Here is a 14,266-nt window from a genome sequence, read left to right on the forward strand (position 1 = left end):
GGTGAAACACGATGCTCTTTTTTAGCCCGATCTATTTTTTATTAGGCTTTTTTATCATCGCCTTTATATTATTCTACTTTTTCCGGAAGCAGTTTGATGAGAAAATCATTCCTTCCAATATGCTTTGGGTGGAGGCAGTGAATGAGTGGCAGGCATCGCCCTGGCTGAAGAAGCTTCAGCAGAATCTATTATTCTGGCTGCAGCTTCTCGCCCTGCTGCTGCTGCTGTTCGCGCTGGTCCGGCCTTACTGGTTAGGAGAAGAATTAAAGGGGAGCCGCTTGATATTTGTTGTCGATCCCTCTGCATCCATGCTTGCTGAAAGAGATGGTGAACCGGTCTTTGAGAAGGCAAGGGAGAAGATGCTTTCGCTTGCCGGCAGCATGGCCGGCCAGGAGGTTACTCTGATAAGAGCCGGGGAGAATCCGGAGATCCTCCTGTCGGGGGAAAAGGAGAAAGCTGCTGTTAAAAAGTCAATCAATGCTCTTGAAATTACTTATGAGCATGAAAACATGACTAAAGCGCTGCAGCTGGCCAATTCTTTGGCAGATGCAGAGAATTCAGCTATATACATATTTTCTGATGGATTTGAAAAAGAAGCAGCCGCGGCCCTGGATGAAGGAAATTATACAGAAGTCCATAATTTCGGAAAAGAAGGGCAGAATCTTGCGCTTTTATCTTTTGGTGTTGTCCGGGAAGGCGAGGGGATTGCCGGAGGGGCTTCCGTTGAGAACCAGTCAGCGGAGGAGGCCGCTTTTTCCTTCCGGATACTATATGAGGGCCAGGTGCTCTTTGAACAGGAAGTGGAGATTGAAGGAAACGGGCAAACTGTAGTCCAGATTCCCGGACTCCCCGAGCATCCGTATTATAAGGCAGAAATAAAGGCGGATGATGCTTATCAAGCCGACAATGAGCTGACAGCGATCTATAATGAGCCGAGCCAAAAGGTGATTGCCGTTGGCAGCATCAGTCCATTTGTGCTGAAAGGCTTTGAAACATGGGGTGCTGAACTGGTTCAGGCCGATCCTTCAACAGCTGCAGCCGGGGAAGAAGGCATATACCTTGCAGATGCCGGCAGCCTTGAAGCGGCAGAGGGAAGGCCTGTAATCATCTTCAATGCGGAAACGGGAAGGGAAAATCTGGAAGAACTGCCGGAGGCCGCGGATGATCCGATTCTTGAACATGTGGGGGCCGAGAGTATTTTCATTGATTCCTCGTACGAGCCGCTTAAAGGTGATTGGGAAACCCTCCTGCAGTCAGGCGGGCGCCCTCTGATCCAGAAGGGAACACAGAATGGGACTCCGGCTTTGCTGATCAATTTCGCTTTGGAAGATTCTGATTGGCCATTGCAGCCCGGTTTTCCGGTCTTCTTGTATAATGCCTATCAATGGCTGGCTGCCCAGTCAGATTTTCTTGGCTATTTTTCACCAGGGGAAGAGAAGTGGCTCAATGCAGGGGCTGGCTCTGGTTCACTGGATATTTACAATGATGTAAACGAAAATCTATATTCACTGGATCTGGCAAAGGAAAACTTTGCTGCTCCCTATAAGCCGGGAGTCTACCAGGCTGCCGCAGGGGAAGAACATTATTTTTTCTCTGTCCTGCTTGATGACAGGGAAAAAGCTGCCAGGCATGCCTCTTCCTTTACAATGAATGATAAAACTGCTTCAAATGGCTATGAGGAAAAAGAGCAGGACGGACTTTGGTTTTGGCTCGCATTATTCGCTTTCATCCTGATAGCAGCAGAATGGGAGGTGTTCAGGCGTGGGAATAGAATTTAAACATCCTTTTATGCTTTTGCTCATCATTCCTTCCCTGCTCCTGGTATTCTTGTACATCAAGACAGCAAAGGGCAGGGGAAATAGGCAGGGAGCAGCTGTGATGAGGGCCATCGTGTTCATTCTGCTTGCCTTTGCGCTGGCTGTCCCTTCAATCAGACTGCCTGCTCCGGGAAAAACGGTGGTTTTCATCGCCGACCGCTCTGCCAGTGTGCAGGGCAGGGAAGGAGAGCTGCTGGATTTCATCGATGCCGGAATTCAGTCCAAAGGAAAGGAAGATTCATATGCCGTGATCTCGGCTGGAGAAACAGCTGCTGCTGAAAGCTCTCTGGCCAGTATGAAGGGGGAGTTCCGGGAGTTCAGTACTGACACCGGGAAGGGTGAAACGAATCTCGAGGCAGGCATTCAGCTGGCTTCGACTCTCATGCCGGAGGAAACCCCTGGGAGGATTGTCCTTTTATCAGACGGAAGGGAAACGGCCGGAAGCAGCCGTGAAGCGGCAAAGCTTTTGAAGAACCGGGGGATAGAGCTTGATTATGTCCTGCTGGACAGCAGCAGGAAAGAGGACATGTCCATTTCCAGCCTGGAAGTCCCTCCGGCCTTATATGAAGGTGAAGAAGCATCCATCACAATGGCGATAGACAGCAATTCTTCAAAAGAAGCTGATTTAAGGCTTTCTGTAAACAGCCGGGAAGTCCTGAAAGAGAGTATCACGGTTAAAGAAGGAAAAAATGTCTATACCTTCAAGCACAAAATCGATGAAACAGGCTTATCCGCAATCAAGGCTGAAATTTCCGCTGAAGGGGATGGATTCATAGAAAACAATAGCCTTCAGTCTGCTGTCAATATTAAAGGGACTCCCAAGGTTTTGATCGTAGAGCAGGAAAAAAGCCAGCTTGAAAACATACTGGACGGGTCAGGACTTCTGGCCGATTCCATCGTACCGGAAAAACTGCCTACCTCACTTTCCGGGTTTCTTCCCTATCAGTCCATCATTTTCAATAATATACCGGCAACGGTGGTTTCCGAGAATCAGATGATGCTTATCGAAAAGGCTGTAAAGGAATTTGGCTCAGGATTCATTATGGCGGGGGGAGAGAACAGCTTTGGTCTTGGCGGCTATTTCAAAACGCCGATTGAAAAGCTGCTGCCTGTCAACATGGATATTAAAGGGAAGAAGGAAATGCCCTCCCTCGGCCTTATGATTGTAATGGACCGTTCTGGAAGCATGGCAGGGAGCAAGCTGGAACTGGCAAAAGAGGCGGCAGCAAGATCAGTTGAACTCTTGCGAGAGAAAGATACTTTGGGATTCATAGCATTTGATGACCGGCCGTGGGTCATCGTGGAAACCGGACCGCTTGAAGATAAAAAGGACGCGGTGGACAAAATTGGCTCAGTCACTCCCGGGGGAGGCACGGAGATCTTTACTTCCCTCGAAAAAGCATACGAAGAGCTGGAGAACCTTAAGCTCCAGCGGAAGCATATCATCCTCCTGACAGACGGGCAGTCTGCCAGGAGCACTGATTATGAAAGCATGATAGAGACGGGGAAAGAAAACAATATTACTCTATCGACTGTGGCGCTTGGAAGCGATGCCGACCGGAATCTGCTGGAAGAGCTGGCTGGGCTTGGTGCCGGGCGCTTCTACGATGTCACGGATTCATCGGTGATTCCGAGCATTCTATCAAGGGAAACTGTTATGGCGACGAGAACATATATCGAAGACAATCCTTTTTATCCATCTTTGCGGCCGTATCCGGAATGGGGCGATTTTTTTGCAGGCGGCGTTCCGCAGATGAATGCCTATATTGCTTCTGAAGCCAAACAGGGTGCAGAGGTCCCCCTTCTCAGTGAGAAAGAGGATCCGATCCTGGCTCAATGGCAGTATGGCATCGGCCATACGATCGCCTTTACTTCGGATATAAGCGGAAAATGGTCGGGGGACTGGGCCCGCTGGGAAAAATGGCCGCAGTTCATCAATAAACTCGCCAGCATTTCACTTCCAAAATATGAGAGCGAAGCTTACAGCCTTTCAGTCCGAAGAGAAAACGAAGAAACTGCCGTTTTGCTTGAAGGAAACAGCAAGGCCGCCCTCCCTGCAGAAATAGCAGTTATTTCAGATAGCGGGGAAAAAATTGATGCAAGCACTAAACTGGCAGCTCCCGGCAAGTACGAAATTAAAATGCCTTCAGAGCCTGGCATGTTTTATGTCAATATCAGCCAGCAAAGCCTGTCGGGAGAAACAAGGACCTATAAAACCGGCTTTACTCTCCCGTATTCAGAAGAATATTTGATGCAAAAAGAAAATGAAGGACTCCTTAAGGAAATCTCTGCCTTGACGGGAGGAGAGCGGCTCGAAGAAGGCAAGGAGGCATTCCGCCCGCTGAAGGCAGGAAGTTTTGAAAAGGCATCAATCAGTGAATGGCTGCTTCTTGCTGCATTCCTCCTCTTCTTTGCGGAGATAGCGGCCAGGAGGTTCGGGCTCAGGCTGATTCCGGACAGACGAAGGACCAGGAAAGCTGCAGCGGCCGGTGGAAGCCGGCCATTAGAGAAAACAGCCGCCAAAGTGCGGGCGGCCGACCGGCAGAAAGGCATCCGGGTTCCGGAGTCCCGCGCTCAGGTAGCAGAGCCCGCCGCGCGGCAGGGTGAGGTCCGGAAACCAAAAGGACGCTCCGGAGCAAGCATCAGTCCGGATGAGCGGGAAGAGAGAATGAAACGCCTGCTGGAAGCCAAAAAGAGGAAACGCTGACAAAGGCCGAAGAAGCGGCGCCGGGCCCGGATTTTCTTGACACAGTTTGGGGTTCTGTGTAAACTGTTTTATTGTAAAGGCTTTTCACTTAACAAGGGGGAATGAGCTATGCTGGAGAAGACGACGAGGATGAACTATCTGTATGACTTTTATCAGTCGTTGTTGACGCCGAAGCAGCGGAGCTATATGTCCCTGTATTATCTGGATGATTATTCGCTCGGTGAGATTGCCGAGGAATATGACGTCAGCCGGCAGGCAGTGTACGATAACATCAAGCGTACCGAAGCAATGCTGGAGGAATATGAAGAAAAGCTGCTGTTATTTCATAAATTTCAACAGCGCAGCAAACTTATTCGCGAAATGAGAACTTTTCTTGAAGAAGGCAGTCCTTCCCATCAATTTCTGATGGAAGCAGTGGCTGAGCTAGAGAAATTAGATTAGGAGGCGGCATATATGGCATTTGAAGGATTAGCCGACCGACTGCAAAATACGATACAGAAGATCCGCGGCAAAGGGAAAGTATCCGAGGCGGACGTCAAAGAGATGATGCGCGAAGTGCGCCTGGCCCTTTTGGAAGCAGACGTCAACTTTAAGGTTGTCAAAGAGTTTGTGAAAAAGGTCAGCGAGCGTTCAATCGGCCAGGAAGTGCTGAAGAGCCTGACGCCGGGCCAGCAGGTTATAAAGGTTGTTAAAGAGGAGCTTACCGAACTGATGGGCGGGGAGCAGAGCAAAGTGGCGGTATCCAATCGCCCGCCGACCGTGATCATGATGGTCGGGCTCCAGGGTGCCGGTAAAACGACCACCACAGGGAAGCTTGCGAACCTGCTCCGTAAAAAGCATAACCGCAATCCGCTGCTGGTGGCCGCGGACATCTACCGTCCGGCTGCCATCAAACAGCTTGAAACGCTCGGCAAACAGATCAATATGCCTGTATTCTCTCTCGGCGACCAGGTCTCGCCTGTTGAGATAGCCAGGCAGGCCATCGCCAAGGCGAAGGAAGACCACCATGATTATGTGCTGATCGATACGGCAGGGCGCCTTCATGTGGATGAAGCCCTCATGGATGAGCTCAAACAGATCAAGGAGCTTTCCAAGCCGGATGAGATCTTCCTTGTCGTAGATGCAATGACAGGGCAGGATGCAGTGAATGTCGCCCAGAGCTTCAACGAGCAGCTGGGGCTGACAGGCGTTGTCCTGACAAAGCTTGACGGCGATACACGGGGGGGAGCTGCGCTTTCCATCCGTTCTGTTACCAGCACGCCGATCAAATTCGTCGGACTCGGGGAAAAGATGGATGCAATTGAAGCCTTCCATCCGGAAAGAATGGCGTCCCGGATACTCGGCATGGGAGATGTCCTCACCCTGATCGAGAAGGCTCAATCCAATGTTGATGAAGAAAAGGCAAAAGAGCTCGAAAAGAAAATGCGGACTGCTTCCTTTACCTTTGATGACTTCCTTGACCAGCTTGGCCAGGTCCGCAATATGGGGCCGCTGGATGAAATTCTGAAAATGATGCCCGGCGCCAACAAAATCAAGGGGCTTAATAATATGCAGATCGATGAAAAGCAGATCGCGCATGTCGAGGCCATCATCAAATCGATGACAAAGGAAGAGAAGACACATCCGGAAATCATCAACGCGAACCGCCGGAAGAGGATTGCGAAGGGCAGCGGCAGGACCGTACCCGAAGTGAACCGTCTTCTCAAGCAGTTCGAGGATATGAAAAAAATGATGAAGCAGATGACAGGAATGCAGCAAAAGGGGAAAAAGAAAGGCTTCAAGCTGCCTTTCAATCCGTTTTGATTTTTGTCCCTCTGCACCTGGAAAGCATGTCCCGGCATGCTCAAAAGCACGGCTGAAAAGCCGCGGGAATCAAGTTTTTATAACATGTAAAGAAAAAACACTTTACAAACCATTTATCTATTGATATTATACTATCTTGTGTGAAACTATTCGGAGGTGCTTATTTAACATGGCAGTAAAAATTCGCTTAAAACGTATGGGAGCTAAAAAATCCCCTTTCTATCGTATTGTAGTAGCAGATTCTCGTTCTCCTCGTGACGGACGTTTCATTGAAACAGTTGGAACTTACAATCCAGTTGCACAGCCTGCTAAGGTTGAAATCAACGAAGAGCTTGCTCTTAAATGGATGAACGATGGCGCTAAGCCTTCTGACACAGTACGCAACCTGTTCTCTAAAGAAGGCATTATGGAGAAATTCCATAACGCTAAGAACGGCAAGTAATTCTGCGCGTGATGAAAGAGCTTATCGAAACGATCGTTAAGCCCCTGGTTGATTTTCCCGATGATGTCCGGGTGGATGTCCGGGAAGATGACCACCGCGTTACCTATCAGCTTTCTGTCAACAAGAGTGACATGGGGAAAGTGATCGGGAAGCAAGGGCGCGTCGCTAAATCGATACGGACTGTTGTGTATGCAGCAGGATCATCACAGCAAAAAAGAATTTTCTTGGAAATAACTGAATGAACCTTCCCGAGGCATGTCCGGAGGAATTAGAAAAAGGAGGGGGATCCCCTCCTTTTTTTACCATTCAGAAGCTTTTAGAAGTTGGTTCGGTACCAGGACGCTGAAGGAGGCTTAAGGGTGAAAATACTTCAAACCGCCACAGTTAAACAGATCTTAACCGAAAAAAGCAAAAGGAAGCTTCTTGAAACCTATATGGAAAGAAAAACACAGCTTTTGAAAGAATGTGAACAGCTTCGCTTTGAAGCGAGAAAGATAGAGAAATCGAAAAAGTTCCAGCAGGCAGGCCTGACTGCCAATTTTGAAAAAGAAACAGACAGGCGGAAAGAAAAGATCAAGCTGCTGGAGTTTCAAATTGAACAACTACATATGCTACCATTAGGCAGTGAACTGAAGGAAAAAGAAGTTCAGGCTGTCGTGGAGATCGGCATTGGCGACACCTGGGATGAGGTATCCGCAAACAAAACCATCATCATTGAAGATGGAGTCGTTAAAGAAATTCGCTAGAGGTGATCGGCAAAGATGGAAAAGTGGTTCAATGTAGGGAAGATTGTCAATACACACGGTGTCAGGGGCGAAGTAAGGGTCGTATCCCGCACCGATTTTCCGGAAGAGCGCTATAAGGCAGGCAGCCATTTATTCTTATTCCAGGCGGGTTCGAAGGAACCGGTGAAGCTGACTGTAAAAACACACAGACAGCATAAATCGTTTGATCTGCTTACTTTTGAAGGCCTGGACAGCCTGAATGAGGCGGAAAAGCTTAAAGGCGCAATATTGAAGGTCTCTGAAGACCAGCTGGGGCAGCTGGAGGAAAATGAGTATTATTTCCATGAAATCCTCGGCTGTACCGTGAAAACAATTGATGAAGAAGAAATAGGGGAAATAACGGAAATCCTGACCCCTGGCGCCAACGATGTGTGGGTGGTCAGCAAAAAGGGGCAGAAAGATATACTGATCCCTTATATTGAAGATGTTGTCAAAAAAGTGGATGTGAAAGAAAAAGTCATCATCATTGAACCGATGGAAGGCTTGCTGTCATGATGAAGATCGATGTACTTACTCTGTTTCCCGAGATGTTCGGCGGTGTTTTCGGCCATAGCATCCTGAAGAAGGCAGAAGAAAATAACGCTGTCAGCTACAATGTAGTCAATTTCAGGGACTATGCCGACAATAAGCATAAAACGGTTGATGATTATCCATACGGCGGGGGAGCCGGCATGGTGCTGAAGCCCCAGCCGATATTTGACGCAGTTGCTGACTTAAAGGTGAAGGCAGGCGGCGGAGAGCCGAGAGTTGTCCTCCTATGCCCCCAAGGTGAGCGTTATACCCAGAAAAAGGCGGAGGAGCTTTCTTCCCTCGATCATTTGATTTTTGTGTGCGGCCATTATGAAGGCTACGATGAACGGATAAGGGAGCATCTTGTGACAGATGAGATCTCTATCGGAGACTTCGTGCTTACCGGAGGGGAGCTTGGGGCCATGGTGCTGATTGACAGCATCGTCCGCCTTCTCCCGGGTGTCCTCGGAAATGAGGAGTCCCATATGAAGGATTCGTTCAGCACCGGATTTCTGGAGCATCCGCATTATACAAGGCCCGCGGACTTTAGGGGGATGAAAGTGCCTGATATCCTGACCTCAGGCAACCACCGCCTTGTTGATGAGTGGAGGATGAAAGAGTCTCTGAAAAGGACCTATCTCCGCCGCCCGGATCTCTTTGAAGGGGCAGAGCTGACAAAAGAGCAGGTCCGCCTTCTCGAAGAAATAAAAAAAGAGCATAAAAGCTATTGATGACAGGCATTGTTTATGTTATGATAGTTTTTGTGGCTTGGGCTGAGTGATCGGCCGGGTCTTATAACGATGTTCCGCTGCAATAAAGAAAGTCTGTGCAAGAGCATCTGTTGGAAGGAGTTGAAAACGATGCATAAATTAATCGAAGAAATTACAAAAGAACAGCTTCGCGCTGATGTTCCTGCGTTCCGTCCTGGTGATACTGTACGTGTACACGTTAAAGTTATCGAGGGTACACGCGAACGTGTTCAGGTGTATGAAGGTGTTGTAATTAAGCGTCGTGGTGGTGGAATCAGCGAAACTTTTACAGTACGTAAAGTTTCTTACGGTGTAGGCGTTGAGCGTACATTCCCTGTACACACACCAAAAATTGCGAAGCTTGAAGTTATGCGCCGCGGTAAAGTACGCCGTGCGAAACTTTACTACCTGCGTAACCTGCGCGGTAAAAAAGCTCGTATCAAAGAAATCCGATAAAAGTAAAGCGGCGGTGCGCTCTGCACCGCCAATTGCGAAGAAGGAGCTTGTATATCAAGCTCCTTTTTCACATAAAAGCGTTAAGTATGACGTGCTAATCAGCCGGATCCGGCCTTGGCCAAACTCGGCGCCAGCCGGGTTTTTTCATTTGGCTTTTTTCACCCGATCTCCTTTTGCAGCTGCACTTGCCTGGCTTCCGGATTTTTTCAGGGCTCTGGAGGTGCAGGGGCTTAAATGGCAGAAAATAGGCCAATACTAGGAATTATACATCCCATCGTGTTTATTGAAGTGAAATAATGTAAATGTAAAGAATGAATCATGCAGATAATCAGTAGGACGCTGGATATATCTTTTAGCAGAGATTGGTGGGAACTAACATGGGAAAGAGCAAAAGTGAATTCTGGGAATGGACAAAGGCGCTGATCATCGCTGTGCTCCTTGCGGCTGTCATCCGCTATTTCTTATTCGCCCCGATTGTGGTGGATGGACTGTCGATGATGCCGACGCTCCACGATACGGACAGGATGATCGTGAATAAGTTCTCGTATAAGATTGGCGACCCAAAGAGATTCGACATCATCGTCTTTCATGCCCCGGAAAACAAGGACTACATAAAAAGGGTAATCGGCCTGCCGGGTGACAGGATCGAATACAAAGATGATATCTTATATGTAAATGGCGAAGCGGTCGAGGAGCCGTATCTTGATGAATACAAGAAAGAGGTCATCGACGGGCCGCTGACAGAGCCTTTTACACTTGAAGATAAAATCGGGCAGGAGACCGTGCCGGAGGGCCATCTCTTCGTAATGGGCGATAACCGGCGCTACAGCAAGGACAGCCGCCATATCGGCACCATCCCGATGGAAAAGGTGCTTGGGGATACAAATATCATCTATTGGCCCCTTGAGGACTTCCGCATCGTAAAATAGCAATTATTCTAGTCAGAAAGGGTGGCAGCCTTGACAATACAATGGTTTCCAGGGCATATGGCAAAAGCCCGCAGGCAGGTCACAGAAAAGCTGAAGCTTGTTGATATTATTTTTGAACTTGTCGACGCGCGCCTGCCGCAGTCTTCAAGAAATCCAATGATCGACGAGATCATCCAGCATAAACCGAGGCTTGTGCTGCTCAATAAGGCTGATATGGCTGATAAAGAAGCCACAAAGGCCTGGATCCGCTATTTTAGCGATAGAGGGATCAAAGCGCTTGCCATTAATTCACAGGCAGGGTCCGGCATGAAGGATATCTCCTCTGCAGCACAGGAAATATTGAAGGAAAAGTTTGACCGTATGAGAGCCAAAGGTGTAAAGCCAAGGGCGATCAGGGGAATGATCGTAGGAATCCCGAATGTCGGCAAGTCAACGCTCATCAACCGCCTTGCAAAGAAAAATATTGCCAAAACAGGCAATATGCCCGGGGTGACGAAAGCACAGCAGTGGATAAAGGCCGGCAAGGAAATGGAACTCCTGGATACACCGGGGATTTTATGGCCGAAATTTGAAGACCAGGAAGTGGGCCTCAAGCTGGCTCTTTCCGGAGCGATAAAGGATACCATTTTAAATCTTCATGACATCGCCATTTATGCACTGAAGTTTCTTGAAAAACACTATCCTGGAAGGCTGCTGGAAAGATACAGCCTTGAAGAATTCCCTGAGGAAGCAGTAGAAGCCTTCGATAAAATCGGAAGGCTGAGAGGCTGCTTAATGGGCGGGGGCGAAGTCGATTATGATAAAGTCGCAGAGCTGATCATCCGTGAAATCCGGACAGAAAAGCTTGGCCCTTTATCATTTGAACATCCGTCAGATTTTGCAGCAGGCGAACCTGCAGAGTAAATCGGCTTTTTTTGTCCGCAATACCGTTTTAAAATGGTAAAATAAAATAGCAGCAATAAATAAAGGCCTCTGCATGGGGCCTTTATTTTTTGATATATATCCGGAAGGGCCCGGCAGGATGACTGGCCCTTCCTTCTACATAATGGCATAAGGGTGGATGGAATGAAACAGCTTACAATCAGTGAAATCAGCGTGAAGCTGAAGGATCTGAAAGACGACAACGACCCATTTTTTGGGGAGCTCAAATCTGATGGACGGAAAGGGGTGCAGCAGCTGCTTGCGAGATGGGACAGGCAAAGGGCCGAGGAGGTCAGGCTTTACGGCCGGTACCAGGAAATGACTGTATTTGAGCGGAGGCTGAAGAAAAGCGGCTGGACAATGATTGCAGGCACGGATGAAGCCGGCAGGGGGCCGCTGGCCGGCCCTGTCATCGCAGCAGCAGTCATACTGCCGGAGGGATTTTATCTTCCTGGCCTTGATGACTCCAAGAAGCTGTCTGAAGCAAAAAGGGACGAGTTTTACAAAGAAATCATGTCCGGCGCCTCTGCTGTCGGAATCGGCCGCATCAGCGCAGGGGAAATCGACCGGATTAATATCCTTCAAGCTTCAAAGAAAGCAATGCTCCTGGCCTTGGCAGATATGGGCAGTACGCCGGATTACTTACTGACAGATGCGGTTGATCTGGATGTTCCCTATCAGGCAGAGGCAGTCATAAAAGGCGACAGCAAAAGTGTGACGATTGCTGCTGCCTCTGTGATAGCCAAGGTAACGAGGGACCGGTATATGAGGGAACTTGACGAGCAGTATCCTCACTACGGCTTCGGCCGGAATATGGGCTACGGCACCCGGCAGCATCTTGAGGCAATTGAAAAGCACGGGATCATCAATGAACATCGAAAAAGCTTTGCCCCGATCAAGGGCATGTATTAGAGGTGAAGAGGAATGGATCCGCTGAATATTGTCGGTTCAATACTGCAGAACAGAAACAGCGGCGGTCCTAAGCCGCTTGCCTTGAACCCCGGGCAAATCGTAAGCGCAAAGGTCATTAAGCTTCATCCCAATCAGACCGCAGAGGTCATGATTGGAGGGCAGAAGGTGATAGCGCAGCTTGAAACAGCATTGTCGGTAAATGAGCGGTACTGGCTGCAGGTCCTGCCGGGAGATGGGGCTCCGCGGCTGAGGCTTCTTCCTGGTGCTGAAGCACAAAAGGGAATGAACGCTGAAGAAGTATTGCTTAATAAGCTGGCACTTGCAGCCGCCAAGACGAATATTGATATGGTTTCTTTTTTGGTAAAAGAGCAGCTGCCGATTACAAAAGAGGGCTTGTCCGCGATTGCAGAATGGCTCGGCGGCAGCCGGCCTTCACAGAATCAGCTTGAAGCAATCAAGCAGGCCCTGGCAAGGCAGCTGCCGGTTTCAGGCAGGGTTTTGGATTCTTTGATGGCTGCACAGGGAGGAAAGCCCATCCAAGCCCTTCTCACAGAGCTTGTGGACCTGCTGGATCAGCCTGGTGTGGGCACTTCGGGGAAAGCGCTTCTTCATATGGCGGCAGATCTTGGGGCTTCATTAAAGATGAAGCAGGGGGAAGAATCACTCTTGTTCTTAGTGAAAGAATGGCTGGGAAGCCAGGACGGGAAGCGTGCCGAAGGGGCCAGGCACCTGCTGGAAGCAGCCGGCGCCCTGCCAAAAGGGCTGAAGGAGGCCGACCTTCTTCAGCGGATTCTTGTTTCCAGTGGACAGGCTGGGAGGCCTGCAGGATCCCTGGAAGACCTCTTAAAGGCTTTTGCCGGCAGATTGCAGGGGAATATGCATAGATCCTCTAACGAGTCAGGAGAAGGGATGGAGGGGGCAAAAACTGCACAGAACGCCTCTATGTCGAATTCGGATGCAGATATCGATCCTGCAGGCCGCCCAGCTTCGGCTGTCCTGCAGCCGGAACGAACTGCAGAAGCATGGAAGGGCCAGCTTTTTTCAGCGCTTGCCGGCAGAGATATGAAGCCGGCAGAAGCCATTCAGCTTCTGCGGATTTTGCATCCGCAAATGCCTGAGTTTGAAAAGGTGTCCGAAAGCATCAAGCTATTAACTGAAAGCGATCCAGAAGGGCAGGGAAAAAAAAGCATGGACGCCAGGCAGGTACTGCTTGGCGAAATCTCGGCAAAATCAGCCGCGGCTGCAGCAGCCGGAGACGGGCTGCTGCAGTCCAGGCTAACGCACATACTGAAAAGCCTGGGCTATTCCCACGATCATGCAGTGCTCAGCTTCCTCTCGGTCGGGGATGACAGCGGCTTGAAGAATGAATCACTTAAAATGATGCTATTGCAGTTTCTGAAGGAAGGTCCTCCCATTCAGCACAAAGAGGCTGCGGAGCAATTGCTGAATAAATTGACGGGACACCAGCTATTGGCTCAAGAAACAGGACCGCTGCAGCAGTATATATTCCAGCTGCCTGTCCCGCTGTGGAACAGGACAGCGGAAATGACCATGCAATGGAGCGGAAGGAAGCTGGCCGATGGGAGAATCGATCCTGCCTATTGCCGCGTCATTTTCTACCTGGACTTGGACCATTTAAAGGAAACGATAGTCGATGTCCAGGTCCAGAACAGAATCGTGCAGATCAAGGTCTTTAACGGGGACAGCCGCATCAGGGAGTGGGCAGCCCCTTTTACAGACGGATTGAAAAAAGGGCTGGAAGAGCTGGATTACAGGCTTTCTTCCATTGTCTTCGAGAAAGGCAGCGGTGCCCAGCCGCAAACAAAAGGGATGGCGTACCAGCCATTGTCCGATTCAGGGAAATACAGCGGAGTTGATATAAAAATATGAAACAGCAGGACCCGAAGATCAGGAAGGAAGCCGTCGCCCTATCCTATAGGGACGGACAAGAAGCACCTAAGGTTAAGGCCAAAGGAAAGGGACTGACAGCCGAGAATATCCTCGAAAAAGCGAAAGAGCATAATATTCCCATTCAGGAAGACGCGTCACTGGTTGAATTGCTCGGAAAGCTGAACATAGATGAAAATATCCCGGAGGAGCTGTATCAGGCAGTGGCAGAAATTTTCGCCTTTGTTTATAAAGCCGACCGCCGGGCAGGAGAGCACAGCAGGGGGCAGGGATTATAGCCTGTCCTTATTCGTATTTGGCAGCAGAGCTCTTTTGAGGAAAGAGCGC

Annotated in this window: 15 protein-coding genes; all 15 read left to right on the forward strand. The window is 49.4% G+C overall.

The window, feature by feature from the left end:
- The first annotated feature begins 11 nt into the window (after nt 1-11).
- The 15 genes from N288_RS08900 to N288_RS08975 all read left to right on the forward strand — a co-directional run bounded on the left by N288_RS08900 (nt 12) and on the right by N288_RS08975 (nt 14,217).
- The gene (locus N288_RS08900) at nt 12-1,778 is read left to right on the forward strand and encodes a vWA domain-containing protein (RefSeq protein ID WP_009795935.1); all 1,767 of its coding nucleotides are present in this window, start codon (nt 12-14) and stop codon (nt 1,776-1,778) included.
- Complete coding sequence (locus N288_RS08905) at nt 1,762-4,524, forward strand: VWA domain-containing protein (RefSeq protein WP_009795934.1); 2,763 nt, start codon at nt 1,762-1,764, stop codon at nt 4,522-4,524. The genes N288_RS08900 and N288_RS08905 overlap by 17 nt, the downstream gene beginning before the upstream one ends.
- Nucleotides 4,525-4,632: 108 nt before the next feature.
- Nucleotides 4,633-4,965 (forward strand): putative DNA-binding protein, encoded by a 333-nt coding sequence (locus tag N288_RS08910; protein ID WP_009795933.1) that lies wholly within the window; start codon nt 4,633-4,635, stop codon nt 4,963-4,965.
- Between the two features lie 12 nt (nt 4,966-4,977).
- The gene (gene ffh / locus N288_RS08915) at nt 4,978-6,327 is read left to right on the forward strand and encodes a signal recognition particle protein (protein WP_009795932.1); all 1,350 of its coding nucleotides are present in this window, start codon (nt 4,978-4,980) and stop codon (nt 6,325-6,327) included.
- Between the two features lie 169 nt (nt 6,328-6,496).
- Nucleotides 6,497-6,769, forward strand: a complete 273-nt coding sequence (gene rpsP / locus N288_RS08920) for a 30S ribosomal protein S16 (RefSeq protein ID WP_009795931.1) — start codon at nt 6,497-6,499, stop codon at nt 6,767-6,769.
- A gap of 11 nt (nt 6,770-6,780) precedes the next feature.
- Nucleotides 6,781-7,011, forward strand: a complete 231-nt coding sequence (locus N288_RS08925; RefSeq protein ID WP_009795930.1) for a KH domain-containing protein — start codon at nt 6,781-6,783, stop codon at nt 7,009-7,011.
- A 117-nt stretch (nt 7,012-7,128) separates the two neighbouring features.
- Nucleotides 7,129-7,515: a YlqD family protein gene (locus tag N288_RS08930; RefSeq protein WP_009795929.1), complete on the forward strand. Its 387-nt coding sequence runs from the start codon at nt 7,129-7,131 to the stop codon at nt 7,513-7,515.
- Nucleotides 7,516-7,530: 15 nt separating this feature from the next.
- Nucleotides 7,531-8,049 carry a ribosome maturation factor RimM gene (gene rimM / locus N288_RS08935; protein ID WP_022543710.1) on the forward strand — a complete coding sequence of 173 codons (519 nt, stop codon included), beginning with the start codon at nt 7,531-7,533 and terminating at the stop codon, nt 8,047-8,049.
- Nucleotides 8,046-8,795 carry a tRNA (guanosine(37)-N1)-methyltransferase TrmD gene (gene trmD / locus N288_RS08940; protein ID WP_022543711.1) on the forward strand — a complete coding sequence of 250 codons (750 nt, stop codon included), beginning with the start codon at nt 8,046-8,048 and terminating at the stop codon, nt 8,793-8,795. The genes rimM and trmD overlap by 4 nt, the downstream gene beginning before the upstream one ends.
- Before the next feature lie 129 nt (nt 8,796-8,924).
- Nucleotides 8,925-9,269 carry a 50S ribosomal protein L19 gene (rplS, locus tag N288_RS08945; RefSeq protein WP_009795926.1) on the forward strand — a complete coding sequence of 115 codons (345 nt, stop codon included), beginning with the start codon at nt 8,925-8,927 and terminating at the stop codon, nt 9,267-9,269.
- Nucleotides 9,270-9,646: 377 nt separating this feature from the next.
- On the forward strand, nt 9,647-10,198 hold the full coding sequence (gene lepB / locus N288_RS08955) for a signal peptidase I (protein WP_009795924.1): 552 nt from the start codon (nt 9,647-9,649) through the stop codon (nt 10,196-10,198).
- A gap of 30 nt (nt 10,199-10,228) precedes the next feature.
- Nucleotides 10,229-11,101, forward strand: a complete 873-nt coding sequence (gene ylqF, locus N288_RS08960; RefSeq protein WP_035403507.1) for a ribosome biogenesis GTPase YlqF — start codon at nt 10,229-10,231, stop codon at nt 11,099-11,101.
- 162 nt (nt 11,102-11,263) lie between these two features.
- Nucleotides 11,264-12,031: a ribonuclease HII gene (locus N288_RS08965; protein ID WP_009795921.1), complete on the forward strand. Its 768-nt coding sequence runs from the start codon at nt 11,264-11,266 to the stop codon at nt 12,029-12,031.
- A gap of 12 nt (nt 12,032-12,043) precedes the next feature.
- Nucleotides 12,044-13,921, forward strand: a complete 1,878-nt coding sequence (locus N288_RS24270; RefSeq protein ID WP_009795920.1) for a hypothetical protein — start codon at nt 12,044-12,046, stop codon at nt 13,919-13,921.
- The gene (locus tag N288_RS08975) at nt 13,918-14,217 is read left to right on the forward strand and encodes an EscU/YscU/HrcU family type III secretion system export apparatus switch protein (protein WP_009795919.1); all 300 of its coding nucleotides are present in this window, start codon (nt 13,918-13,920) and stop codon (nt 14,215-14,217) included. Before N288_RS24270 ends, N288_RS08975 begins: the two co-directional genes overlap by 4 nt.
- The last annotated feature ends 49 nt before the right edge of the window (nt 14,218-14,266 follow it).

The sequence above is a fragment of the Bacillus infantis NRRL B-14911 genome (genome assembly GCF_000473245.1).
GTDB lineage: Bacteria > Bacillota > Bacilli > Bacillales > Cytobacillaceae > Bacillus_AB > Bacillus_AB infantis.